Here is a 24,113-nt window from a genome sequence, read left to right as displayed (position 1 = left end):
GCCCTGCATGCCATGAGCGAGTCGACAGTTCAGCACACCTTCCTGCATGTTCTAGTCATCGACGATTCCGATGATGATGCCCTGCTGAATATTCTCGCGCTCAGGCGAGAGGGCTTTGCGGTCAAACATATCCGGGTTGATACCGGCCCCGCCCTCATCTCCGCACTCGAATCCAGCGCTTGGGATGTGGTGCTGTCCGATTTTTCCATGCCCAATTTCAGCGCACATGAAGCACTGGCTATTTACCAGTCCTACCAGCTGAATGCCCCGTTTATTGTGGTCACAGGTACCATTGGTGAAGAGTCTGCCGTCGCCATGATGAAAGCGGGCGTAAACGACTTTGTCCTGAAAACCCACCTGAAACGTCTGCCCGGCGTGGTCGAACGGGAATTGCGCGAAGCCGAGAATCGCCGCGCAAAAAAGGAAACCGAACACGCGCTCCGTATCAGCCAGGAACGATATGAACTGGCGCTGCGCGGCGCCAACGATGGCCTGTGGGATTGGGATATACGCGCAGATCAGGTGTATTTCTCGCCACGCTGGCGCGATATGCTGGGCATCGCTGCCGACGAAGTGATGGAATCATTCCCGAATTGTTTCTACAACATGATTCATCCAGATGATGTGGCTCATCTTCAGGCCAGCCTGGATCAGCATCTCGAACACCAGTCACCCCATCTGGAAACCGAACATCGCATTATGCACCGCGATGGGCAGTGGCGCTGGATGCTGGTTCGCGGCATGGCCATGTTCGAAGAAAGCACGGGCGCACCGTATCGCATGGCAGGTTCGCTTACCGACATCACCGCCCGGAAACGTACCGAGGAACAGTTACTCTACGACGCCCTGCACGATGGTCTAACCGGACTGGCGAACCGCGCGCTGTTTACTGATTTTCTGGGATTCGCCTTAGGGCATGCAACGCGCGATGACGGCTACTTGTGTGCGGTGCTGTGTCTGAATCTGGAGCGTTTCCGTTATATCAATGACAGCTTTGGTCATCCGTTTGGAGACCATGTCTTGCGTGTGACGGGTGAACGTCTGATGCACGCCCGGCGCGGAGGCGATGTAGTGGCACGCTTCGGTGGCGACGAATTCGCGGTCTTGCTGGATAACATCCGCGACGTGCAAGATGCCGTGCAAATCACCGAAACCATGCTCACAGAGCTGGAAAAGCCGATCGCCATTGAGGGGCACGAAATCTACCCTGCGGCGCGCGTGGGCATATCCCTCTCGGATGCCGGCTATACGCATCCGGAGGAAATGATTCGAGATGCAGATACCGCCATGCACCGTGCAAAATCGCACAAGGCCAAAACCCGTACCCGCATCGAAATCTTTGATAGCGCCATGCATGGCATGATGCTCAAAGCGCTCAAGATGGAGCACGAAATCCGCCGTGCTATCGAGGCTGGCGAGTTTCGTGCTTACTATCAGCCCATCATCAATCTGAAAACTGGCCGGCTGTGTGCCTTTGAAGCCTTGGTACGCTGGGTCAAACCCGATGGCAGTATTGTGTCGCCACTTGATTTCATCCCGCTGTCAGAAGAGCTCGGCCTAGTGAATCAAATTGGTCAGCAGATGCTCATTCAGGCTACGGCACAGATTGGCGAGTGGGAAAAATCGTTCCCGGGTAATAAGTTGAAAGTAAGCGTCAACCTATCCAGCAAGCAGTTCAATCAACCCGACCTTATTCAGCAGATTGATGATGCAATTGCCCAGGCAGGTATCACGCCTGATCGTCTTGAACTGGAACTGACGGAGTCCACGCTGATCGAGCATGAGGATACCGCCTCCACCGTCGCCGTACTGGATGCGCTGCGTGGCCGGGGCATTCAAATCTTGCTGGATGACTTTGGTACAGGTTACTCATCACTCTCCTACCTGCACCGCTTTCCAACCAATTTTCTCAAAATCGACGGTTCATTCGTACAGCGCATCACTCAAACCGAAAGACACCGCAGTGGTGCGGTTGTCCGCACCATCGTCGTGCTCGGACACAGTCTTGGCATGTCACTGGTGGCTGAAGGCGTGGAAACGATCGAACAGCTTGCCACCCTGCGCGGAATGAACTGCGATTTTGCACAGGGATACCTGTTTGCCAAACCCCTCCCTGCTGACGAGGCCACCCGTCTGATCGCCTGCAACCCGGTTTGGTAAACGCGTTACACCTGGCCGAGAAACCAGTTCACGATGTAGTAGTGATCTTCGAAGAGCTGCTCTTCCATCCGCGTAAATTCTGAGAGCGGTACCCATTTGGCGCGATCGGCATCATCCGAGCCACGCACTTTTGGCAGGCCTTCTGACGTTGGCGCTAATTCAATCAAAAATGCATGGGTAATCGTTCGACCGCGCAGGCTGCGTAATGGATGATCAAACACCCGCGATGCCCGGATCGAGCCAGACAGCACTGGCGCGGGTACCTTGAGTCGCGTTTCCTCTTTCAGTTCGCGAATCACCGCATCGCGAATCCGCTCTTCGGGCTCTACAAATCCGCCGGGGAGCGCCCACAAACCTTTTCCGGGCGGTGAGCGGCGTCTGACGAGCAATACATGACCGGAATGAATGACGACTGCATCTACTGTAACCAGCGTGGGGGGAAATGGTGCCGCTGCCCAGCTTTGCTTATAACGCTTCACGAACAGATATTCGTTCTGCAGGTTGGCAAATGACTCTGATTGCCGGAATGTTTGCAGCCAGTCGAATACAGCCGATGGCAACAATGCCTTACAGGCCTCAAAATCATCGGCTCGATCCGGATCAAAGTAAGCATGACGAATGCGTGATGCCTGCAAATCCGGTACTTCGCTGGCCTCTACCCGCGCCCATTGCGGAAACAAATCAAGGTAATCGGTATAACTGCCACGGGGCGGTCCGACTAGCCCGATACGGAACTGCGTCAGACTGCTATCGAGCTTGGTGGTATCCACCGCAATGACACGATCAACTTGATTCTGCACTTCAGTCAGCCATTGCTGATCGTTGTACATCCGGTCGGATACACCCACTACAAACACACGTGATTGATCTTCCAGCGACAGCGAACTGCGAATGAGTTGCTCGCGCTCATCCAGCGTCCAAGGATTGCGCGGCGTGCGGGCCTGCCGGGCAGAACCGCACAGCACAATCACTTTGTCTGCCAGACGCAGCGCATGCTGTAGCGTCCACAAATGGCCGTTATGGAAGGGCTGGAATCGCCCGATAAACACCAGATAGTCAAAATCACGCTTCTCGGACATCGCCGGATATATCCATTCAGGTCAGTTGCGACAATCGTATTGCACATAAACAAACAGCGCAGACATGCTGCGCTGTTTCAAGCGATCACCTATCTTACGCAGTCACAGGTGCGGACTTGGCCGCCGCTGCCATTTGCGCCTGACTGAACGCCAGCATGCGCTCGATCGGCAGACGGGCTGCATCCATCTGTGCATCCGTCAGGTAATCGATCACAATACCACCGCCCTGTTGCGCCGCCTTGACAGCATCCACGGTGTTCATGCGCATATAGGGGCATTGATTGCACTGGCAACCTGCGTAGATTGGTGCCTGACGAATCTTCAGATCAGGACGAGCCAGACCCATGTTGTACAGGATGCCTTCTTCGGTGGCGACCAGAATCGTCGCATCCGGCTCGCGGTCGAATTGCTTCACCCAGTTGAGCATGCCCGAGGTAGAACCCACATAATCGGCGCGCTTCAGCACGGGCAGCGGGCTTTCCGGATGGGCGATCAGGTAGTAAGTGCCCTCGATACCTGCAAAGGCCTCGTTCAGCGCTGCTTCGTTGAACTTGTCATGCACTTCGCACACTGCACTCCACAGTGGCATATCGTAGCCGTACTGGTAGTTCAGGTAGGCGCCCATATTGCGATCCGGCGAAAAGCACACCTTCTTGCCTTCGGCATACAGCGACGCAATGATGTCGTCTACATTGCGACTGGTGACTATCCAGTCGGACAGCGCCTTATGTTCGGCGGACGAATTGATATAGGACACGTGCACATAATCAGCATGCTTCTCGCGCCATGCAGCCAGACGCTTGACATCCGTCTGGGTCACCAGCGAACAGGTCGAGTTTGTATCTGGCAGCACTACTTTGGCATGCGGATTGAGAATTTTGGCTGTTTCGGCCATGAAGCGAACACCGGCGAATACAATCACATCGGCTTCACATTCTTTGGCGAACAGGGAGAGTTCCAGGCTATCACCGACTTTGTCGGCCATTTGCTGGACTTCGGGCGCAGTATAGTAATGCGCAAGCGTAACCACACGCTGGCTCATGGGAGTTCCTCCACACAACAGATGCCGCTGCTCTCAGCGACTGACAGGGCCCGCAAACAACGCAAGCAAACTTTTCGTGTCGCAGGCGGAATCCCCGCCTGACTTCGCGACAAATGGAAAAATACCAAAAAAGCCTTGTTCTGACTAGTATTTACGCCAAACGGCCAGATGTTCGCGTAAAAAAATCATCACAAAACGCTTGACAGAAATTTTAGGCTCCCTATAATAGCCGCTCTTCGCAACGAAGACGACGCGAAAGCGGAATGCGGGATTAGCTCAGTTGGTAGAGCGATACCTTGCCAAGGTATAGGTCGAGAGTTCGAGCCTCTTATCCCGCTCCAAACCCTTTTAAGTCGTTTGATGTGCAAGATGAAGTAACGTGATGCGGGATTAGCTCAGTTGGTAGAGCGATACCTTGCCAAGGTATAGGTCGAGAGTTCGAGCCTCTTATCCCGCTCCATCACCCTGCTTTATCAAGCCATCGAATTCGTCGCCATGCGGGATTAGCTCAGTTGGTAGAGCGATACCTTGCCAAGGTATAGGTCGAGAGTTCGAGCCTCTTATCCCGCTCCATATTTTATCTGGTTGATGCGTCAACCAGACTCTCCGAACACAGCAATGTGGACGGGGCGCGATAGCAAAGCGGTTATGCACCGGATTGCAAATCCGTGTAGGTCGGTTCGACTCCGGCTCGCGCCTCCAAAGGTATATTGAAAGCCCGATCATCTGATCGGGCTTTTGTCATTTGACTCTACCTATCTTTCCTTGTCATTCGTCATCTGACAGATCACTTTACGCCGCGATGATCTATATCAGAATCGTTGCCATCCATTTCACCATTCGCGATGCAAGTCCCTACCCTGCCCGATAACGAAGCAGATCGACTGGCCTCCCTGCAACGGATGCAGTTACTGGCCTCGCCAGACGAGCCATGTTTTGATCGCATCACGCGTATCGCACAGAAGCTATTCAAAACCCCCATTGTACTGATTTCGCTAGTGGATACCGATCAGCAATGGTTTAAATCCTGCATTGGTCTGACCTGCAGGTCGACCTCCCGCGATATTTCTTTCTGCGGCCACGCCATTTTGAGCGACAGTTTGCTGGTGGTGCCCGATGCATTGCAGGATGCGCGCTTTCGCGATAACCCACTCGTACTTGGTGCACCTTTTATCCGTTTCTACGCAGGATGCCCGCTCAAAAATCACGAGGGTTACCGGATTGGCACTTTGTGTATTATCGATGATCAACCTCGGCAGCTCACACCAGACGAGTACCAGAGCCTGCAGGATTTGGGTGCCTGGGTTGAACTCGCCTTTCTGAACCGGGATTTGTCCGGGGTGCAGCAATCCCTGATTCAGGAACTGGATCAATCAAAACGGCTTACGCAGCTCGATCCACTCCTGAACATCTGGCACCGCGAGGCGATTCTTGAATTACTTAAACGCGAACTATCCCGAGCATTTCATAATAAATCTCGGATGGCTGTCGCCTTACTCGACATCGACCAGTTTGCACGGGTTAACCAGCAAGTGGGGCATCAGGCGAGCGATCTGGTACTGTTCGACTTTGTGCGGCGGGTCAAATCCTGTGTGCGCCAATTTGACACCATCGGACGCTATGGTAACGACGAATTTCTGATTATCCTGCCAGATATCGAGCGTGAAGGTGTGTGTATCCGGCTCTCCAAATTGATCAACGAGATCCGCGGCGCCCCTTTCACCAGTGATGCCACTTTGATTGATCTGCATGCCAGTGTCGGGTGCGTGACCATTGACTACACCCTGAGCACACCGAACGAGCAAGAAGTATTAGCATTCCTCGAACAGGCCTTAAGCGATGCCATGGCAACGGGGGGCAATAAATTGATCATGCGCGCCACTGAAAATATCCTGCAGAAATAAGGTCTTCGTCTGCCCCCTGCTCCCCCCTGTCTCGGGCTAAAATGTGCACTCGCACAGGAGCCCACATGCCCAATTTTGTCCTTTATCTAGCCTCAACACTGATTTGGGGCTCCACCTGGCTTGTCATTACCTTTCAATTTGGTGTGGTGTCAGTCACGGCATCCGTAGGCTACCGCTTTATTGTGGCCGGGTTGCTACTCGGAACCTGGTGCGTCTTCCGCGGACATTCCCTGAAACTGTCAGCGGATCACATCAAATGGAGTGTTATGCAGGGACTGCTGATGTTCATGACCAGCTATATGCTGATCTATGAAAGTGAACGGCACATTGCATCGGGATTAGTAGCGGTGCTCAATTCCGTGATGGTGATTTTTAACCTGATCGGGATGCGCCTATGTTTTGGCCGCCCGATCGAACTTCGCTCAATGCTTGGCGGCGCACTTGGTATTACGGGCATTGTGCTGGTCTTCATGCCCGAGCTCGCCACCGTTCGCGCTGACCGGGATGTGCTGTGGGGAGCCATGCTCGCAGTGCTGGCCGCGCTCGTGGCATCGTCGGCCAATATGCTGGCGCAGCGCAACCGCAATCATGGCATCCCGCTGCTGCCAAGTATGTCCATTGGTATGATCACGGGGGGCATTGGCGCCCTGATCATTTCAGTCGCCAAAGGCAATCCACTCGTCTTCGACTGGCGTCCGGAGTACATCGCCTCATTGCTCTACCTGGCAGTTTTCGGCTCGATTATCGCTTTTGCCGCCTACCTGACGCTGATGGGACGGATTGGTGCAGGCCAAGCCGTATATGTCTCCATCGTGATACCCATCATTGCCCTGATTTTGTCTGGCTTTTTTGAGGGCTTTCATTGGCAATGGAGTACAGTTGCAGGCATTGCACTGGCCGTCATTGGCAATATCGTCATGATGGGCGACCCGGTTTTACTGGCTCGCATCCCGCTGCTCGGCAAACACTTAACGTGGACACCAACGCATGAAAACCGGTGAGCTTGCCGCCGCCACGGGCGTAGATCGCGAGACCATCCGCTTTTATGAAACGGCAGGGTTGCTCCCGCCACCCAGTCGTTTGTCAAACGGCTACCGGATCTACGGGCAGCAGCATTTGGAAAGGCTGTCTTTCATTCGCCATTGCCGGTCGCTGGATATATCACTCGAAGACATTGGCAAACTGCTGACGACACTGGATGTCCCGTCACCAGATTTCAGTGATATCGATTCACTGATTGATGCGCATTTGGTAAGAGTTCGGGCGCGACTGGCCAGTATGCATGCACTGGAACAGCAACTGATTCGACTGCGATCACGATGCGACAGCAATCATGCCGATCACGCGTGCGGCATCATGGCCGAACTGGTGGCTGCGGCGCATGGTGAGGCGTGCGCTTGCCATGTCCATTCGCAGGGATAAATGTCGATTGGCACCGCATGCCGGTCTGGCGACAAAAGCGACTCAATAGGCGCGCTCACGCATCCATTTGGTCATGATCCACTTTTCACCGGCAACAACGGGTGCGCCACCATGCAGGGATAAGGGATCGAGCTGCCCCTGGCCGTTGAGATATCGAAAATAGACAGCACTGCCCTTGCGAGGCATGACGGAAAGACCGGCTTCAGGGAAAATCGTTGCGCCACCGGCTTCCACATCGTTCAGATAGAGCACCAGTGTCGCCACCCGCTGGCCGCCGTGCGCCAAATGGGTGGCACTGCCGGGATCGCTGGGCGGGAAGTAGTCGAAGTGAGGCTTATACTCTGCCCCCACACCATAGCGCAGGATTTGTAACCCTTCGCCATTCTCCAGGGGCCAGTGCATCAGCCGGGCAATACGCGTATCGATTCGCGTAATAAAGGCATCTTCGCAGCGATTGAAATAGGTGCCTTCACTACTGCGATCGTCAATGACCTCAAACGCACCAGTGGCCGGATCAACAATCGCCGAGCGCGTCAGCTTGGCACGCGAGCGGGCAATGATTTCATCGCACTCATCATCGGTCAGCACGCCATCGAATACAATAACCTGCGGTAATTCGCAGCGCATGGCCACAGAGACGGTACGATCCCCGACATCCAGCCGGTTTACATCAGGAATCGGCATCGGATCGTAACGATATTCAAGCGAATTTAGAGGATCAGGGGCAATGGAGGCCAGTATATCCAGATCCGGAATGGCGGACTGCATAAACTGACGGGCAGCCGATTCATCGACCCCAGCCCCGGTCATGGCTTTGAAAATTGCCTGATGCGTGCATCCCCGGTTCAGGTTGTCCTGCAACCAGACCTGCCATTCTTCACCCAGTTTCATTGATCGCCTCCGCTTGCGTTCTCGTGATTGCGGCAACAGACTAACGCCGTCACCGCCTCACGCGCAATGGGCGATCAGTGGTCTGCTGCGACTACACCACCATCCAGCGTTTGAGTGCGTCGTGATAGGTATCAATCAACGAATCACGGCTCTCCATGGATACCTGCAGATCTTGCAGCAGGCCATTTTGCAAGCTGTACACCCATCCATGCACGGTCACGGCCTGACCGCGCGCCCACGCATCTTCCACCACGGTGGTACGGCTGGCATTCACCACCTGTTCAATCACGTTCAGCTCACACAGCTTATCCGCACGAATCTCTGGCGGCATTTGCTCGATTTTGCGGAAATGTGCGCGATGAATATCCTGTATATGGCGCAGCCAGTTATCGGCCAGTCCCACACGGGTTTCGGTCAGCGCTGCGCGCACACCGCCACAGCCATAATGGCCGCAGACAATCACATGCTTGACCTTCAGCATATCAACGGCAAACTGCAACGTAGACAGACAGTTCAGATCCGAGTGAACAATCAGATTGGCCACATTGCGATGCACGAACACTTCGCCCGGCATCAGATTGATCAGCTCGTTTGCAGGTACTCGACTGTCGGCACAGCCGATCCACATATATTCAGGCGCTTGTTGCTGAGCGAGTTGCTCGAAGAAAACCGGGTCCCGTTCGTTGACTTTGCGAGCCCACTCACGATTATTCGCCAACAGATGGTCCAATGGCATGCACGTGCTCCGGATAATCAAGACGGCGCGAGTGTACCTTCATCCTGATGGGATGCAAGTCCGTTTACGCATTTCAACATACTCAAATCTTGCATTGTTTTATACAACACTCGCCCAAAACCCTTACGCCGTCACTGTTCCACCCTCAACCCACTCGGCTAGACTGCTGCGCCTGCTTGTATCGGCTCACGCGTCTATCAAAAGGAAAAGCACCATGCGCCGCGCTCTGATCCACTTTGCGCCTTTCGCCCTCATCACAAGCCTGTTTGCGGCAGACTTATCTACCCATGCTGAACGTAGCGGATTTGTTCAGACTGGCCGCTATCAGGAGGTGATTGATCTCTGTTCGGCATTTCCGACCCATTATTCCGGCAAAGTGAAATGCATCGAGTTTGGCAAAACGCCCGAAGGTAGACCCATGAAGGCCTTAGTCGCCTCGGCGCGCGGGGTACTAACCCCTGAAGCGGCCAAGCAACAGGGCATCCCCGTGGTGTTGCTGCAAGGTGGCATCCATGCGGGCGAAATCGATGGCAAGGATGCCGGCTTCTATGCCTTGCGCGAGATGCTGGACGGCACTGCCGCGCGGGGTGCGCTCGACAAGGCTGTCGTCGTGTTTGTGCCGGTATTCAATATCGATGGGCATGAGCGCTTTGGTCGCTGGAATCGCCCCAATCAGGTCGGCCCCGAGGAAATGGGCTGGCGCACTACGGCACAGAATTTCAACCTGAACCGCGATTACCTGAAAGCCGATGCGCCGGAAATGCAGGCCATGCTGAAGCTGCTCAATGAATGGGATCCGCTGGTGTATGTGGATATGCATGTCACCGATGGTGCAAAATTCCAGCATGATGTCTCCATCCAGCTAGAGCCCTCGCATATGGGCGATGCGCTGATGCGGGCAAGTGGCACAACTCTTCGCGATAATGTCATCGGCCAACTGAACACACAGGGGTCAATGGCACTCCCCTTCTATATGTCCTTTCAAGATGAGGACAATCCGGCGTCAGGCTTTGCCGATGGCGTCCCGCCACCTCGCTTCTCGACCGGCTATATTCCCCTGCGCAACCGTTTTGCCATTCTGGTTGAAACACACTCCTGGAAAGACTATCGCACCCGCGTGCGCATCACCCGCAATACGATCCTGTCGGTGATGAGCCAAGTGGCAGAGCACGGTGATGCATGGCTTACTCAGGCGCATGCTGCCGATGAGCACAGCGCCAGCCTGGGTGGGCAGATGATGCCGCTCACTTACAAGACCACCGAACAGAGCAGAATGATCGACTTCAAGGGCTATGCCTACACGCGTACGCCGTCCGATATCTCCGGCCAGATCATGGTGCGCTACGATGATCGCAAACCGCAAATCTGGCACGTTCCGCTCCGTGACACCATTGTCCCCGATGTCTCCGTCCGCGTACCGGAGGGTGGTTATCTGGTGCCCCCCGCCTATGCGGCACGCGTTGCGGCACGGCTAAAAGCGCATGGCGTGCAGTTCCATGTAGTGAATCGGCCACTGGAGCTGATGGGTGAAGTCTGGCGTGCAAGCACAGTGAAGTTCACGCCCGAATCGTTTGAGGGTCATCAGCGCATCAGCACCACCGGTCGCTGGATCGCCGAACCACGGACACTGGCGATGGGTAGTCTGTTCGTGCCCATTCGCCAGCCGCTGGCACGCGTTGCCATCCACCTGCTGGAACCCGATGCACCGGACTCCTTGCTGCAATGGGGCGAGTTCAATACTGCTTTCGAGCGCAAGGAATACATGGAAAGCTATGTAGCCGAAGATGTAGCGCGCGAGATGCTGGCCAGCAATCCGGCGATTAAGACTGAATTCGAGAAGATGCTGGCAACGGATGCCGCATTTGCCAAAGACCCGGCAGCCCGCCTGAACTTTTTTGCGCGCCGCCATCCGTCCTGGGACGACCGCTTCAATGTCTATCCCGTCATCCGTGTCGATTCCTCTACGCTGACAAGTCCTGCCAAATCCTGAATGGCACGCCCACCCCGGCATCCAACCGGGGTGGGCAGCCGAGTCGCTTATGCCGCGACGGTTTCACGCAGCGTTTTAGCCGCATTCACCAGATTGGATAAGGCAGGAATCACCTCCTGCCACTGGCGGGTTTTCAGGCCACAATCCGGATTCACCCACAGCCGCTCAGCCGGAATGCGCTCGGCAGCCTTCTGCATCAACACCACAATTTCCGCCTCGGTCGGAATGTTCGGCGAGTGTATGTCGTAGACGCCCGGCCCAATCTCGTTGGGATAGTTGAAGCGATCGAAGGCATCCAGCAGCTCCATATCCGAGCGCGAGGTTTCGATTGTGATCACGTCGGCATCCATGCTGGCGATGGATTCGATGATGTCATTGAACTCCGAGTAACACATATGGGTATGAATCTGGGTTTCATCGCGTACACCATTGGCGGTGATGCGGAACGATTCGACCGCCCAGTCGAGATAGTCCTGCCACTGCGACTTGCGCAGCGGTAAACCTTCACGCAGCGCCGCTTCATCAATCTGGATCACACTGACTCCAGCCGCCTCGAGATCCAGCACCTCCTGCCGGATTGCCAGCGCCAGCTGTTTGCACGATACCGAGCGCGGCTGATCATCGCGGACAAAGGACCAGTTCAGAATCGTTACCGGGCCGGTCAGCATCCCCTTCATTGGCTTGTTCGTAAGCGATTGCGCATACTGTATCCACTCGACCGTCATGGCACGCGGGCGGCTGATATCGCCAAACAGAATCGGCGGCTTCACGCAACGCGAGCCATAGGACTGTACCCAGCCAAACTGGCTGAAGGCATAACCATCGAGCTGCTCGCCGAAATATTCCACCATATCGTTGCGCTCAGCTTCGCCATGCACCAGTACATCCAGTCCCAGCGCCTCTTGCTCTCGCACGCTGCGGGCGATTTCTGCGCGCATCGCGGTCCGATAGCTTGCCTCATCCAAACGCCCGGCCTTGAACTCGCTGCGTGCGTGACGAATTTCGGCAGTTTGCGGGAAGGAACCAATGGTGGTGGTTGGAAAGGCAGGCAATTTGAGGCGAGCCGCTTGCTCAACTGCGCGCTCGTGATAGGGGCGCGTGCGCTGGCCAAGATCAGATGAAATGGCATCCACCGCAGCCTTCACGGCTGGATTATGTACACGTGGAGAATTGCGGCGAGAGGCAATGGCGCCGGCGTTATCGTCCAACTGCGATTGCACTGCAGCACGTCCCCGATTCAGGGCAATGGCCAGTGTCTCGATTTCCACCAGCTTTTGTTGAGCAAATGCCAGCCACGAGACGATATCGGCATCCAGCTTTCGTTCACTGTCGAGATCGACGGGCACATGTAGCAAGGAGCACGATGGCGCCAACCACAGGCGCTCCCCCAGACGCTCGGCCAGCGGCTCCAGCCAGTTGAGGGTCGTCACCAGATCAGTCTTCCAGATATTGCGTCCGTTCACCACACCCAGCGAAATGACCTTGTGTGCTGCAATTAGATTCAGCAGCGGCAGCACTTCGCTTTGCGCATTTACTGCATCCAGGTGAATACCGGCCACTGGCAGGTTAGCAGCCAGATAGAGATTTTCGCGCAACTGGCCGAAGTACGTGGCCAGCAATATCTTCACGCGACAGGCCTTGAACTGATGGTAGGCCGTATTAAATGCATACTGCCAGTCGAGATCCAGCTCGGTGACCAGCAGGGGCTCATCCACTTGCACCCATTCAATGCCATGTTCGGCCAGTGTATTCAGTAGCTCGACATACACGGCTAATAGACGCGGCAGCAGATCTAGTTTGTTTGAATCATCCTTGGCCTTGCCCAAGGCAAGATAGGTCACCGGGCCAATGATCACGGGCTTGGCCCTCACACCCAGTGCCTGCGCTTCAGCCAATTGCGCCAGCAGCTGGCTGGCATCCAGCGTGAAGGTTGTACCTGCATGAAATTCCGGGACGATGTAGTGGTAGTTGGTGTCGAACCATTTGGTCATCTCGCCCGCCGCCACGCCACCGCAGCAGTGTGCATGCTCATGAGCGGATTGCGCTGACCGGCCACGGGCCACGCGAAAGTAGTTATCCAGCGGATCGCCATGAAAATCGCGGACTCGCTCCGGCAAATTGCCAAGCGTAAAGCTCATGTCCAGCACCTGATCGTAAAACGAGAAATCACCCACTGGCACCCAGTCCAGCTTAATCTGATCAGCCCAATGGCGCAGACGCAAATCTGCCCCCACCTGCTTCAGCTCGCTCAACGACGATTGCCCCTTCCAGTAGCTTTCCTGTGCAAATTTCAATTCGCGGCGGGCACCTATACGGGGAAAACCAAGATTATGCGTGCGTACCATGATGCAGAGACCTGTGTTTGCGTTGAAGTTGCGTCATAGTAGGATGGATTAATCATGAAATAAATTGACACTTATTCAAAAATGAATGAATTTCATTCACCATCCTATCCATTGCAGGCCTGCCCCAATTCGATACAAATGTGCTAAACATGCGTATCGTCTGATTTGATCTTGCTATGACATCCATACGCTTTACCTTCATTCTCGCCACAGGACTTGCGCTCCTCCTGACCAATACGGTTCATGCCGGGCCCGAAGCCATTCAATTTGGCCCACGACAGCATGGCAGGATCGCCGTCCCATCAGAAAACTCCTTGTCGCAAGCGACCACTCCGCCCTCGCGCGAACTCGCTCTGGGTAGTGAAATCATGGTGGTATCGGGCTACGAGCCCGGCGCATCTGGAACAGTGAAAGTGCATATTGATCGACCCGGTGCACGCGTTTTACTGGTGCTGACCGCTTACGAATCTGTTCGTTGGCAGATCAGTTCGACCCCGCGCACCTCCATCGCCGCCATCCTGACAGGTGGGTATTACGAGTCCAGTCTGGAAAGTGCATCCAAGGTACCTGCATATCGCATGGATCTGCCCTATAGCTACGAAAAGGACAATGCCAACTTTCATGAGTTGCTGAGCAAATTGCATGCACAGTTTGGCGTGGAGCGGGTACATGCTTTCCGTGGGCAGTATCGCCTGCCTGCGCAGGTCTCAATTGCGGAGGTCGATGCGCCTCACGCTGCCCTCACACTTGCGGGAACGCCAGCACGCCCAGCACCGGTCAAACTCGAATTCAAACTGCGCGACAGCAGCGGAGTGCCTGTTAGCTGGACGTTGTCCGGTCCTGTCAGTCCGAATGAGGCACATGGCTATTCCGATGCGCCAATCGCCTTTGCCGGTTCAACAGGGCAGCGCCAATATCTTCTGAAAAACGATAGCCTGACTCGAATTGATCATGACTCAGGGGAGGAAACACGGCTCGATCTGCCATCGGACTTTCCCCGGTTTTCGTGGGCAATGGATCTTGCACACGATAGCAAACGCAATCTGGTCACGGTCGTATCACTTGGGGGCGAGGGCTTTCTGTATCGCTACGATGCCACCCAGCGGAAATGGATGGATTACCGTTCGCTCAACAACATCGACCTGTATTCGCTCACTTACGATCGCTCGGCTGATCGTTATATCGCGTGGTCGGACAGGGGCGACCTGATCTTTATCAGCCCGACAGGCGATGTGCTGTTTTCCCGCAATGTACTGGCACAACTGGAAGGATTTGGTCGCCTGTATGATCGTGGCAACAGCCGCACACCACGGCTACGACTAGTTGGTGCAGGCAATGCCGTCGCACTGCTGTACCAGGCCAACCATCAGATTCTGCGCATCTGGCACTATGATGTCAGTCGCAATGTGGCGACGCTGACGTATTCAGCTTCCTAGGGTCTGACAGTTCATGAACATTCGAAGGTATGCAGCATTTTTCATGATTGCATCGGCAGCCTATGCTGCCCCCATCTCCGACATCGACCGCCTGCGCCAGTACGTACAGACCGCCTACCCTTCGCTCCTGTATGTGGATCGTTACCGGCAAGCCTTTCCTGACGATACGCAGGGTGGCGATGCGCTATGGCGCAGCAAGGATGCAATTGCACTCGACACCCCGTCGGATCTGACCGCCGCGCTGGCCGGGCTGAAAGATCAGCATGTATCGATTGCCGTTGCGGGTAGTACCACCGAAACACTGGGTGTGCTGTTCCGCACCTCGACCGGTGGCGGCCTGATGGTCTGGCGGATCGTCGATCCGGCAATCACGACCCTTGTTCCAGATGAAACCGTCCTGACAATTGATGGAGTGGATAGCACGGAATGGTTGCCGCGCATGGCCGAACGCACGTTTGGCGGCAATCAGCGCGCAAGGATGGCTGAAGCAGGATTGCAGCTGGCTTTGGGTTCGCGATTGCAGCATGAGGTGTATGGGCTTGGCCAAACGGTCACCCTCACCGTTCGAGGAGGCGATGGCGCAGTCCGTACGGTAGTCCTGCCTTATCAGCAAGCGGACAAGCATTTCGCGCGCCGCATCGCCGAAGCTGCCAATCAGCCGGACTTGCCGCCTACATTCAAAATTGGCCAGTACGGATTTGCGACGATCCGCTTTGGCGCATTTGCCCCGCAATTTGATCCGGAGTTTATTCAGGCGGCCGATGCCGCGTCCGATGCAGGCAAAGCGGATGAGGAAGCCATGCTGGCGGGCTTCTGCGCTGTGGTACAAAACCACATCGCACGCTACAACCGCAATTCAAAGCAGCGTGAATTGCTGGTGGTCGACTTACGCGGTAATTTTGGTGGATTCGGGCGTGAAGCCCGCTTACTGGCAGAAGCGATTAGTCCAACCCCGCTACCGCGCAGTCTGGATGTTCGCCGGAGTGACACTACCGGCACCCTCCAGATCATCGAACAGCCCTCTGACCCCAGCTGCGGCCATATCGACGGCAAGCCGAAAATCATCGTCTGGGTCGATGCCGGTACACGTTCCAGTGGTGAATTAATGGCAGCCTGGCTATGGAGCGCAGGCGCGCTGATCGTGGGCGAACGCACGATTGGCGCAGGTGGTGGACGGGATGCTGCCTCGCAAGGCATTACTCTGCCCGAGCATGGCTACCGTGTGCTGACCAGCGAAAATTTTACGGTATTCGAACAGGGCAGCACACTTAACGCGGGCGACATGAATGAGCGCGAACTGGTCGATCTGGTCAGTCAGGATCAATTTGCCCCTAGCCGCATTCGCCCGTTTGCCATCCAGTCAGTTGGCATCCGGCCAGATATCGTGCAGCGCACCCATCTGGCCGATATCAAGGATGGCGGACTCAAAGGCCTGATCAATACCTTGATGCAGAATATGCCAGTCTTTGAGAAGTGGCTGCGTCTGAAATGATCCGGGCGATTACTCCACCACCTTGAAATCAGTCACAAAATACTCCGACTCGCCAAAACAGGTACTCGGTACGCCCAGATGCTGTTCATACTGCAGCGACATGCGCTTGCCGAGATTGGCGTTGATACGCTGAGCCAGCGCATCATCGGGCACGGTAAAGAAGAACTTTTCGGTGAGCGATCCCGGCACATTGACCATTGCTAGCTCGCCTTCCCAGGTCTTGCACACCCAGCCCTTGCGCGACAGCTTCTGCACATAGCCTGCACGATCGCCATTGGAATAGCTCCAGTGCAGCGTCAGCCACGTCCAGGCGGCGGCCAGAGCCACAAGGGTCGCAATCATAATCGACAACCAGCGTTTCCAGCGAAAAGAACGGATGGCGCTCAGCATGGGGGCTCCTTTAAATGGGCCGTTTAATCAGGCCTCGGTAATATCTTCCACACGTATCAGCGGTGGCAAATGATTGGTGCGGCACCATACCACTGCGAAGTCACGAACGTCATCTAACGTTTCATTTGGGTGCGCTGAAGTCACTGTCAAAGGTGCTTCAAATGTCTCAAGCAGCGCATCATCCATTGCATCCTCCCATTCTCGGGCAAATGTCCCAGTACATGCGACCCAAGCAGGGGACTGCTTTGCCAGTTGTTGCAGAAACGCGGCGTCCGTTATTTTCCATGGACGAAACGCATTCAGGATGACAAAGTACTTTTCATTCATTGCGAGTGGCCCAAACGATCTGGCCGCAGGCTAGCACATCTCAACCTGTACTTCTGTAGACATTTCCATGGATCAATCAGCTTCAGCGCGTCATTTTAAAATCGCCATCTACGGCGCAGGTTCCCTTGGAACGGTCTTAGGGGCTTATCTAGCTCAAGCCGGGCTGGATGTGCTGCTGGTTAACCGCAATACGGCGCATGTTGAAGGCCTGCGCGCGCAGGGTGCGCAGATCAGGGGCACCGTGAACATGACGGTGCCAGTCAAAGCGTGCCTGCCCGACGAGATGACAGGCGAGTTTGACTTGATCTTCCTGCTCACCAAACAGCTCGATAATCCACGTATCATCCCAACGATTGCGCCGTTACTGGGTCAAGCCGGTGTACTGTGCACCTTGCAGAATGGATTCCCGGAAGCGGCCATCGCCGAGATACTGGGCGCAGAACGCACGTTTGGCTGCGCGGTCTCCTGGGGGGCGACGCTACTGGGCGGTGGCAAGGCCGAACTCACCTCTGATCCGGCGCATGTATCGTTCAGTATCGGCGCAATAGCGGATGGGCAAACAACCACCTTGAATGCCATTCGAGATGTGCTGCAATACATGGGCGAAGTGGAGATCGAGCATGATTTTCGCGGTGCACGCTGGTCCAAGCTGCTGGTGAACTGCAGTTTCAGCGGTATGTCTGCCGTGCTGGGCGCCACCTTCGGCGAAGTTGCGGACAACAAAATCGCCCGTCGCTGCGCGCAAGCCATTATGAAAGAATGTCTGGACGTCGCCCGTGCGGCTCATATTCAGCCACAACCCATACAGGGCAAGGATATTGCCAAACTGTTCGACTACCACGGCCCGATCAAGCAGTGGCTGTCTTTCCAGCTGATTCCCTTCGCGATCCGCAAACATCGCTCGCTCAAGGCCAGCATGCTGCAGGATCTGGAAAAAGGCCGTCTCACCGAAGTCGATTCCATCAATGGCATGGTGAGCGCCTACGGCAGGCAATTCGGTGTGCCCACGCCATTTAACGACCATGTGGTCAAAATCGTACATCAGATCGAAGCGGGTCAGATGTCACCCGTGATGGCCAATCTGGGCGAATTCGCCCATTTGCTGGCGTGCCGATCCTGAAGCGCACCGTGTTGTGAGTGTAAAGTTCACACAAATCAATCTGTAGGCGACAGCCTCGGTACTCGCCTGTGGCACAATCGCGCGCCTGAAACAGGCAAATCGTTACACATACTGGAGCATGGCGTGCAGCACCTCACAGATGAACAAATCCGCGACTGGAGTCGTGAACAGAAAGACCGCTGGTGGCTGGAAAACGTCTACCGTGGCGACATGCCCCAGCTCACCTGGCGTGCAGCGCTGACCGGCTTCATGTTTGGCGCAATCCTCTCAGGCGTGGCGCTGTATATCGATGCCAAGGCGGGCGTGATCATCGGTGCAGGCCTGACGGCTACCTTGCTGGCCTTCTCGCTGTTCCGTGCGCTGAATCAGGCAGGCATCACCCGCGACCTGACCATGCTGGAAAACAACTGTGCGCAGTCTGTCTCGCTGGCTGCGGGCTATATGGTGCTGCCGCTGACCTCCAGTCTGTCTGCCTACATGATCGTCACCGATACCATCATCCCGGCCTGGCAGATGATCATCTGGACAGTCACCACCTCGCTCCTGGGCGTACTGATTGCCTTCCCGCTCAAGCGCCGATTTATCAACGAAGAGCAGCTTCCCTTCCCCGAAGGCCGCGCCTGCGGGGTGGTACTGCATTCGCTGTATCAGGGCGATGCTGCTACGGGAGATATTCATAGCAAGATTCTGGTGCGTGCAGGGCTGCTGTCCGCCGGCATCCAGTTCCTGTGCAGCGATGCGCTGATGAAGATCGTGCAGTTCAAGCTGCTGATGCTGGATCGCTGGGCTGGCCTGACCGAGGTGATTCATCTGCGCGAACGTCTGGATGATTACTATTATCTGGCAGCAGCCAAATACGAATGGTGGATTCCCAAGATTCTCGGCACGGACTTCCGGCAACTGGGTCTGCGGGTATCGGTCGATCTGGCACTGTTTGGCGTAGGGGGTCTGATTGGCTGGCGCATTACCTTGAGCCTGTTGATCGGCGCCGTGGTCAACTACGTGCTGCTCGCGCCCTGGATGATCCAGATTGGCGACATCGTTGCGCGCACATCACCTTCGGGCAAAGTCACGCCTATCAGTCGCATCGAGATTCTCAATCAGTGGTCGCTGTGGTGGGGTGTCAGCCTCATGGTGGTCGGCGCGATTGTCGGCTTGTTGGCCAAGCCCGAACTCTTCAAGGGCATGTTGAATATTTTCCGCAAGAAGCCTGCGCAAAGCGCTCGCACCGATGTGCTGAAAGACATCGAAGTCCCGCTGTGGCTGAGCTGGGTGGGCGTACCGGTTCTGGCCGTCGTCGGCGTATGGATGAACCACGCCTTTTTTGGTGTATCGTGGTGGCTGGGTTTCCTGTCGCTGCCGCTGATTGTGGTACTGGCACTCATCAGCATCAATGCCATGGCGTTGACGTCGTGGATGCCCACCACCGCGCTGTCCAAAATTACCCAGTTCAGCATCGGCGCACTGGATCGTACCAACCCGGCCAGCAATCTGGTGTGCGGGGCGCTGTCCGCCGAAGTGACGTCGAACGCATCGCACCTGCTCTCCGACATCAAATCCGGCAATATCCTCGGTGCCAAACCGCGCCTGCAGGCATGGAGCCATATCATCGGGATTCTGGCCGGCACCCTGTCCACCGTGCCGCTGTTTTTCCTGCTGTTCCTGCCTGCTGATGCCGATGGTGTCCGCCACACCAGCACGATCATCTCCGATCACTTCCCGATGCCGAAGGTACTGCAGTGGAAGGGTGTATCCGACCTGATCGCCAATGGCATGAGTACGCTGCCGCTGAGCGCCATGATTGCCATGGCCTTCGGCGCACTGATTGCCATCGTGGTAGAAGTACTGCGTATCCGTACCAACGGCAAATTCCCGCTCAATTCCGTCTCCATTGGCCTGGGCGTGGTACTGCCACCGGATAGCGTGCTGCTGATGTTCCTGGGCTCCCTGTTCTTCTGGTGGATGGGCCGTAAACAATCACTTGGCACCCGTGGTCATACCATCTGGAGCGAGGGGGTGGAGCCCATCTGCGCAGGTCTGATTGCCGGCGGCGCGCTGGTAGGGATTGCCAATGCGGGCGCTCGGGTGATTATCGGGTAAACAGACTTTCACCTATTAAAATGGCCGTTGCAGTAATGCACCGGCCATTTTTCTTACCCATTCGATGTGTTTAGCTGCGAAATCGAGACCTACCAGTTCAGATTCAGCCCGGATGCAAATGTGCGCGACTCCCCCGTCACTGGATCAATAAACGCAATCGAGCGCGCCAGTAACTGTAGCGGGCGGCTGTAGTCTTCCTCGCCAGCGGGATGCGGCACAGGATAGAGCGCATCGTTTTCGATGGGTGCGCCAATGGCCATCATATGCACCCGCAATTGATGCTTTTTGCCACTACTGGGTGTGAGACGATACAGCGCACGGCCATCGCGGGTATCCAGTACCTCGATCAGCGATTCGGCATTGGGCTCGCCCGCTACCTCTTCACTCAGAAAAAACTGCTCGGCCTCGATGATGCGACTGCGCCTGATCAACGGAAAGGTCACATTGGGCAAGGCAGGCGCAACAGCTTCATACACTTTGTGTACTTCGCGACTCCGGAACAGCGCCGAGTAGGCATTGCGATCCTCGGGACGACGCGACACCACGATCACACCCGCCGTATCGCGATCCAGACGGTGCAGCAATTGCAGGCCGGGCTCGTCAAAATCCCTGCGCAGCCGCGCCATCAGGGTTTCACGGGCGTAGCGGCCAGATGGAATACACGGCAGAAAATGCGGCTTGTCGACCACCAGCAGATAGTCGTCCTCGAAGCGCAACTGGTAATCAAAGGGAATCGGCGGCTCGAACGCAGGCTCGCGGAAATAATAGACAGGTTGATTGGGCAGAAATGCAGTCTCTACGCCCAGTGTCTGTCCAGTCTGATCCAGCACATCCCCATCACGCAAACGCGCCGCCCACACCTCGCGCCCCAGCGCCGCAAAACGCGCATCCAGAAAATCCAGCAAGGTGGCCGGGCCGCGCGCTGGCAGCCAGACCACACTTGGCGTGAGTCCATCGCGGGTGAAATCAGCAGGGGAAAAATCAGACTTGGACACGAGCATGCAGGACAACGAAAACGCCATTATTGCATGCCCGCTTAGCACATACTTATTGGCGTGAACGCACCCACCCGATTGCGATTGCCAGTGATAGCACAGCAGCCATCAAACCCGTGATCGCAGTCTGGACATTGGCTGCGCCATTGACGGCCAGAAAGTCAATTTCGGCGACTCTGGGGGCATTGCTGGCAATGTACACCCAGAACAGAAAGAGTCCGAGGAAGAGCCGCGAGGTACGGGTAAGGCGACCAAACATCAGCATCAGCCCGCTCAACCCGAGTATACCGGCCAGCAACATCCCCGCTCTACCCGGATCGAGCACCAGCCACTTCAGCAGCACGACCGCATTCATCGCCACAGCCAGCAATACAGCCGCCATCATCTGGCGCACCATGCCCGACAGCTGCCCGCCGGGTACAGCCGCGGTCATCGCCCCCAGATCCGCCTGATGATCGCGCACCGATAGATCAGCAATCAGCACACCCCAGCATGCACCTGCCACCAGCACGACCGCACCGATTGCAGACGCAGGACTCAGCGCGCCCGCCAGATTACAGCCAATCAGTGCCACCAGCCCCAGCGGGAAAAGCATGAGCGTGAGCGAGACATCGGCGAGTGTCTGACCTGCCCGCCCCGGCAAGCGGGTAGACAGCGCCAGTAACGGCCGAACGAATCTAGCAAGCGGCGCAGTCATTGCATTCAGCACGGCCAGCGGCGAGCGGCGCCGCGCTGCGTGCTTGGCTTTCACACGGTCTGGTGAAAATCGGTGGAACAGCACAATGGCCAAGGGGAGCGGCAGCAAGGCCAAACCCGCAGAAATCAAGCGCTCACAGATGACACTCCACGCCCAGGTATGGTGAGTCCAGTCCAGCAGCGGCAGGGATGCATCGAAGTCCGAAATGCCCAGTGCAAAATGATGATGTCCCACCAACCCGGCGATTTCCCGTCCAATGAGTCTAAATCCCGGAAAATCTATCCAGTCGCGTGGCAACCAGCCGCCAATCAACGTGGGTAAATTTTCGTCGATCTGCGCCACCATCCAGATCCACACAAAAAACCACAGCACATCCCCCAGCTTGCCCATCAGGCGCGGCACACTGTCAAACAGTAGTGCCATGCATGCCGTAAACAGTATCAGTGGCCCGATCATCAGCCCCCAGATCGACAGATAGGTCGTCATTTCAATCGGCGCTTCGCCGCGCATGATATGCAGCACCAGCGTGGTGGCCATGCAGCTCAGCGCCAGCGCCGACAGAAAGAGTACATTCCCCAGCCAGCGGCCAATCAAAAATCCCGTATTACTGACGGGCGTCGCTGCTATCACGCTGCCCATGCGGGTGCGGATATCGTCGGCGACCCGGCCACGCACCAGATAGAATCCGGCCAGACTAAATAACAGCCCGATCAGAGTAGCAGCACCCAGTGCCAGCGTCATGCTGGAGTATTTCGCACGCGCCGCTTTAACCACCAGCAAGGCCGTGCCGCTCGCCGGATCGGGAATCATCGCCCAGACAATGGCTGCACCCGCCAGAATCACCATCAGGCTACCAATCCGGCGCGCGCGCACCTTGGATTCTGTTAGGGCGATGCGGTAAATCGTGGAAAACAGATCGCGGATCATGCGGCCACCTCATCCGGTTGATGCAGGGCATAGCGCTGCGACATCAAGGCTTCTTCCAGACTCGGCTCGGCGGGGATGGCGTCAGCACAAGGCTGGCCCACGCTGGCGATTCGCACCTGATAATGCGACCCTTGACGTACCGCTTGCAGGACATTGACAGACTGGCGCAGCAGCTCTAGTTGTTCGGGCAACATGCGCGCGCTCCACACCGCATCGCGTGCACGCGCCAGCATCGCATCCGGCGTCTCGAACGCCACCAGCCTGCCCTGCCGCATGATGGCCAACTGGCTCGCCACGCTTTCCACGTCGGACACGATATGGGTAGACAGGATCACCAGCTTGTCCTGCCCCAGCTCCCCCAGTAGATTGCGAAAACGCAGACGCTCTTCCGGATCGAGACCGGCCGTGGGTTCGTCGACAATCAGCACATCCGGATCATTGAGCAGCGCCTGCGCAATCCCCAGTCGCCGCCGCATACCCCCGGAAAAACTCGCGGCCTGACGGTTGGCATGTGCATGCAGATTCACCAGTTCCAGCAGATGCTGAATTCGCCTGGCATCGCGCACGCCTTTCAGCGCGGCAAAATATTGCATGAATTCCAGTGCAGTGAGATTGGGATATACACCGAAGTCCTGCGGCAGAAAACCCAGCCGTGTACGAATAGCGTCGGGATGACGCACGATATCGATCCCGTTAAACAGTATCGTGCCGCTGATGGGACGGGTAAGCGTGGCAATCATCTGCATCAATGTGGTTTTACCCGCGCCATTGTGGCCGATCAGCCCGACAACTCCCGCTTGCAGATGCATCGATACCGAGTCGACGGCAGTGAATTGACGCCCAAATGATTTGGTGACCTTGTCCAGTGTCAGCATGATGTAGCCCGCTCCAGTTTGATATGGCCGGAGTATTGCGAATCGGCGGATGGAACGCGCGGTCAATCGGATAGTTTGCAAGAATCAACGCATGAAGCGTTCAGTTTGCGGAACGGACGTCTGCGCCACAGAAAATCAGTACGTTAGTGCATATAAAGCCTGATTATGTCCGGCAGTGCTAAGTA

At 56.0% G+C, this 24,113-nt stretch carries 19 protein-coding genes and 4 tRNA genes; 13 read left to right on the top strand and 10 right to left on the bottom strand.

Annotated elements, in window-relative coordinates:
• Positions 1-12: 12 nt before the first annotated feature.
• Positions 13-2,160, top strand: coding sequence for an EAL domain-containing protein (locus KSF73_05190; GenBank protein MBV1775103.1), 2,148 nt, complete (start codon positions 13-15; stop codon positions 2,158-2,160).
• 5 nt (positions 2,161-2,165) lie between these two features.
• Here KSF73_05190 and KSF73_05185 read toward each other — a convergent pair whose 3' ends face one another.
• Both KSF73_05185 and nadA read right to left on the bottom strand, forming a co-directional pair.
• Positions 2,166-3,239 (bottom strand): bifunctional nicotinamide-nucleotide adenylyltransferase/Nudix hydroxylase, encoded by a 1,074-nt coding sequence (locus KSF73_05185; protein MBV1775102.1) that lies wholly within the window; start codon positions 3,237-3,239, stop codon positions 2,166-2,168.
• A gap of 94 nt (positions 3,240-3,333) precedes the next feature.
• Positions 3,334-4,281 (bottom strand): quinolinate synthase NadA, encoded by a 948-nt coding sequence (nadA, locus tag KSF73_05180; protein MBV1775101.1) that lies wholly within the window; start codon positions 4,279-4,281, stop codon positions 3,334-3,336.
• A gap of 265 nt (positions 4,282-4,546) precedes the next feature.
• On the opposite strand from nadA, the gene KSF73_05175 reads away from it, so the two are divergent.
• From KSF73_05175 to KSF73_05145, 7 genes are all read left to right on the top strand, one after another.
• Positions 4,547-4,622: transfer RNA gene (locus KSF73_05175), tRNA-Gly, on the top strand.
• A gap of 43 nt (positions 4,623-4,665) precedes the next feature.
• Positions 4,666-4,741 (top strand) — tRNA-Gly (locus KSF73_05170).
• Positions 4,742-4,778: 37 nt separating this feature from the next.
• Positions 4,779-4,854, top strand: a tRNA-Gly gene (locus KSF73_05165).
• A gap of 55 nt (positions 4,855-4,909) precedes the next feature.
• Positions 4,910-4,983, top strand: a tRNA-Cys gene (locus tag KSF73_05160).
• A gap of 143 nt (positions 4,984-5,126) precedes the next feature.
• Positions 5,127-6,185 carry a diguanylate cyclase gene (locus KSF73_05155; GenBank protein ID MBV1775100.1) on the top strand — a complete coding sequence of 353 codons (1,059 nt, stop codon included), beginning with the start codon at positions 5,127-5,129 and terminating at the stop codon, positions 6,183-6,185.
• Between the two features lie 65 nt (positions 6,186-6,250).
• A complete protein-coding gene (locus tag KSF73_05150) occupies positions 6,251-7,186 on the top strand; it encodes an EamA family transporter (protein ID MBV1775099.1) in 936 nt (311 codons plus the stop codon).
• Positions 7,173-7,607, top strand: coding sequence for a Cd(II)/Pb(II)-responsive transcriptional regulator (locus tag KSF73_05145; protein MBV1775098.1), 435 nt, complete (start codon positions 7,173-7,175; stop codon positions 7,605-7,607). Before KSF73_05150 ends, KSF73_05145 begins: the two co-directional genes overlap by 14 nt.
• 42 nt (positions 7,608-7,649) lie before the next feature.
• On the opposite strand, the gene KSF73_05140 is transcribed toward KSF73_05145, so the two are convergent.
• Positions 7,650-8,498: a 2OG-Fe(II) oxygenase gene (locus tag KSF73_05140; protein ID MBV1775097.1), complete on the bottom strand. Its 849-nt coding sequence runs from the start codon at positions 8,496-8,498 to the stop codon at positions 7,650-7,652.
• A 91-nt stretch (positions 8,499-8,589) separates the two neighbouring features.
• Entirely contained in the window at positions 8,590-9,234 is a 645-nt protein-coding gene (gene can / locus KSF73_05135) for a carbonate dehydratase (protein MBV1775096.1), read from the bottom strand.
• 214 nt (positions 9,235-9,448) lie between these two features.
• Here can and KSF73_05130 point away from each other — a divergent pair, with 214 nt between their 5' ends.
• Positions 9,449-11,224, top strand: a complete 1,776-nt coding sequence (locus KSF73_05130) for a M14 family metallopeptidase (protein MBV1775095.1) — start codon at positions 9,449-9,451, stop codon at positions 11,222-11,224.
• Between the two features lie 47 nt (positions 11,225-11,271).
• Here KSF73_05130 and metE read toward each other — a convergent pair whose 3' ends face one another.
• Positions 11,272-13,569, bottom strand: coding sequence for a 5-methyltetrahydropteroyltriglutamate--homocysteine S-methyltransferase (gene metE, locus KSF73_05125; protein ID MBV1775094.1), 2,298 nt, complete (start codon positions 13,567-13,569; stop codon positions 11,272-11,274).
• A gap of 176 nt (positions 13,570-13,745) precedes the next feature.
• On the opposite strand from metE, the gene KSF73_05120 reads away from it, so the two are divergent.
• Entirely contained in the window at positions 13,746-15,005 is a 1,260-nt protein-coding gene (locus KSF73_05120) for a hypothetical protein (GenBank protein MBV1775093.1), read from the top strand.
• A gap of 13 nt (positions 15,006-15,018) precedes the next feature.
• Positions 15,019-16,497, top strand: coding sequence for a hypothetical protein (locus tag KSF73_05115; GenBank protein MBV1775092.1), 1,479 nt, complete (start codon positions 15,019-15,021; stop codon positions 16,495-16,497).
• Between the two features lie 9 nt (positions 16,498-16,506).
• Here the strand turns inward: KSF73_05115 and KSF73_05110 are convergent, their stop codons facing one another.
• Both KSF73_05110 and KSF73_05105 read right to left on the bottom strand, forming a co-directional pair.
• Positions 16,507-16,839, bottom strand: coding sequence for a hypothetical protein (locus KSF73_05110; GenBank protein MBV1775091.1), 333 nt, complete (start codon positions 16,837-16,839; stop codon positions 16,507-16,509).
• Between the two features lie 75 nt (positions 16,840-16,914).
• Complete coding sequence (locus tag KSF73_05105) at positions 16,915-17,214, bottom strand: hypothetical protein (GenBank protein ID MBV1775090.1); 300 nt, start codon at positions 17,212-17,214, stop codon at positions 16,915-16,917.
• A 67-nt stretch (positions 17,215-17,281) separates the two neighbouring features.
• Between KSF73_05105 and KSF73_05100 the strand changes: the two genes are divergently transcribed.
• Both KSF73_05100 and KSF73_05095 read left to right on the top strand, forming a co-directional pair.
• A complete protein-coding gene (locus KSF73_05100; GenBank protein ID MBV1775089.1) occupies positions 17,282-18,334 on the top strand; it encodes a 2-dehydropantoate 2-reductase in 1,053 nt (350 codons plus the stop codon).
• A gap of 123 nt (positions 18,335-18,457) precedes the next feature.
• On the top strand, positions 18,458-20,434 hold the full coding sequence (locus KSF73_05095) for an OPT/YSL family transporter (protein MBV1775088.1): 1,977 nt from the start codon (positions 18,458-18,460) through the stop codon (positions 20,432-20,434).
• Positions 20,435-20,523: 89 nt separating this feature from the next.
• Here KSF73_05095 and KSF73_05090 read toward each other — a convergent pair whose 3' ends face one another.
• From KSF73_05090 to KSF73_05080, 3 genes are read right to left on the bottom strand one after another with little or no spacing between them, the layout of a single operon-like run.
• On the bottom strand, positions 20,524-21,435 hold the full coding sequence (locus KSF73_05090; protein ID MBV1775087.1) for a pseudouridine synthase: 912 nt from the start codon (positions 21,433-21,435) through the stop codon (positions 20,524-20,526).
• 46 nt (positions 21,436-21,481) lie between these two features.
• A complete protein-coding gene (locus tag KSF73_05085; GenBank protein ID MBV1775086.1) occupies positions 21,482-23,053 on the bottom strand; it encodes a hypothetical protein in 1,572 nt (523 codons plus the stop codon).
• Complete coding sequence (locus KSF73_05080) at positions 23,050-23,862, bottom strand: ABC transporter ATP-binding protein (protein ID MBV1775085.1); 813 nt, start codon at positions 23,860-23,862, stop codon at positions 23,050-23,052. Before KSF73_05080 ends, KSF73_05085 begins: the two co-directional genes overlap by 4 nt.
• Between the last annotated feature and the right edge of the window lie 251 nt (positions 23,863-24,113).

This window comes from Burkholderiaceae bacterium DAT-1 (genome assembly GCA_019084025.1).
Classification (GTDB): domain Bacteria; phylum Pseudomonadota; class Gammaproteobacteria; order Burkholderiales; family Chitinimonadaceae; genus DAT-1.
Note: the sequence above shows the minus strand (reverse complement) of the source record. Positions and strands in the feature narration are given on the sequence as shown.

Excerpts from the sequence above, each read along its gene's own strand:
- KSF73_05190 (MBV1775103.1), top strand. The coding sequence starts at position 13 with ATGAGCGAGTCGACAGTTCAGCACACCTTCCTGCATGTTCTAGTCATC.
- KSF73_05185 (MBV1775102.1), bottom strand. The coding sequence starts at position 3,239 with ATGTCCGAGAAGCGTGATTTTGACTATCTGGTGTTTATCGGGCGATTC.
- nadA (MBV1775101.1), bottom strand. The coding sequence starts at position 4,281 with ATGAGCCAGCGTGTGGTTACGCTTGCGCATTACTATACTGCGCCCGAA.
- KSF73_05155 (MBV1775100.1), top strand. The coding sequence starts at position 5,127 with ATGCAAGTCCCTACCCTGCCCGATAACGAAGCAGATCGACTGGCCTCC.
- KSF73_05150 (MBV1775099.1), top strand. The coding sequence starts at position 6,251 with ATGCCCAATTTTGTCCTTTATCTAGCCTCAACACTGATTTGGGGCTCC.
- KSF73_05145 (MBV1775098.1), top strand. The coding sequence starts at position 7,173 with ATGAAAACCGGTGAGCTTGCCGCCGCCACGGGCGTAGATCGCGAGACC.
- KSF73_05140 (MBV1775097.1), bottom strand. The coding sequence starts at position 8,498 with ATGAAACTGGGTGAAGAATGGCAGGTCTGGTTGCAGGACAACCTGAAC.
- can (MBV1775096.1), bottom strand. The coding sequence starts at position 9,234 with ATGCCATTGGACCATCTGTTGGCGAATAATCGTGAGTGGGCTCGCAAA.
- KSF73_05130 (MBV1775095.1), top strand. The coding sequence starts at position 9,449 with ATGCGCCGCGCTCTGATCCACTTTGCGCCTTTCGCCCTCATCACAAGC.
- metE (MBV1775094.1), bottom strand. The coding sequence starts at position 13,569 with ATGGTACGCACGCATAATCTTGGTTTTCCCCGTATAGGTGCCCGCCGC.
- KSF73_05120 (MBV1775093.1), top strand. The coding sequence starts at position 13,746 with ATGACATCCATACGCTTTACCTTCATTCTCGCCACAGGACTTGCGCTC.
- KSF73_05115 (MBV1775092.1), top strand. The coding sequence starts at position 15,019 with ATGAACATTCGAAGGTATGCAGCATTTTTCATGATTGCATCGGCAGCC.
- KSF73_05110 (MBV1775091.1), bottom strand. The coding sequence starts at position 16,839 with ATGATTGCGACCCTTGTGGCTCTGGCCGCCGCCTGGACGTGGCTGACG.
- KSF73_05105 (MBV1775090.1), bottom strand. The coding sequence starts at position 17,214 with ATGAATGAAAAGTACTTTGTCATCCTGAATGCGTTTCGTCCATGGAAA.
- KSF73_05100 (MBV1775089.1), top strand. The coding sequence starts at position 17,282 with ATGGATCAATCAGCTTCAGCGCGTCATTTTAAAATCGCCATCTACGGC.
- KSF73_05090 (MBV1775087.1), bottom strand. The coding sequence starts at position 21,435 with ATGCTCGTGTCCAAGTCTGATTTTTCCCCTGCTGATTTCACCCGCGAT.
- KSF73_05085 (MBV1775086.1), bottom strand. The coding sequence starts at position 23,053 with ATGATCCGCGATCTGTTTTCCACGATTTACCGCATCGCCCTAACAGAA.
- KSF73_05080 (MBV1775085.1), bottom strand. The coding sequence starts at position 23,862 with ATGCATCTGCAAGCGGGAGTTGTCGGGCTGATCGGCCACAATGGCGCG.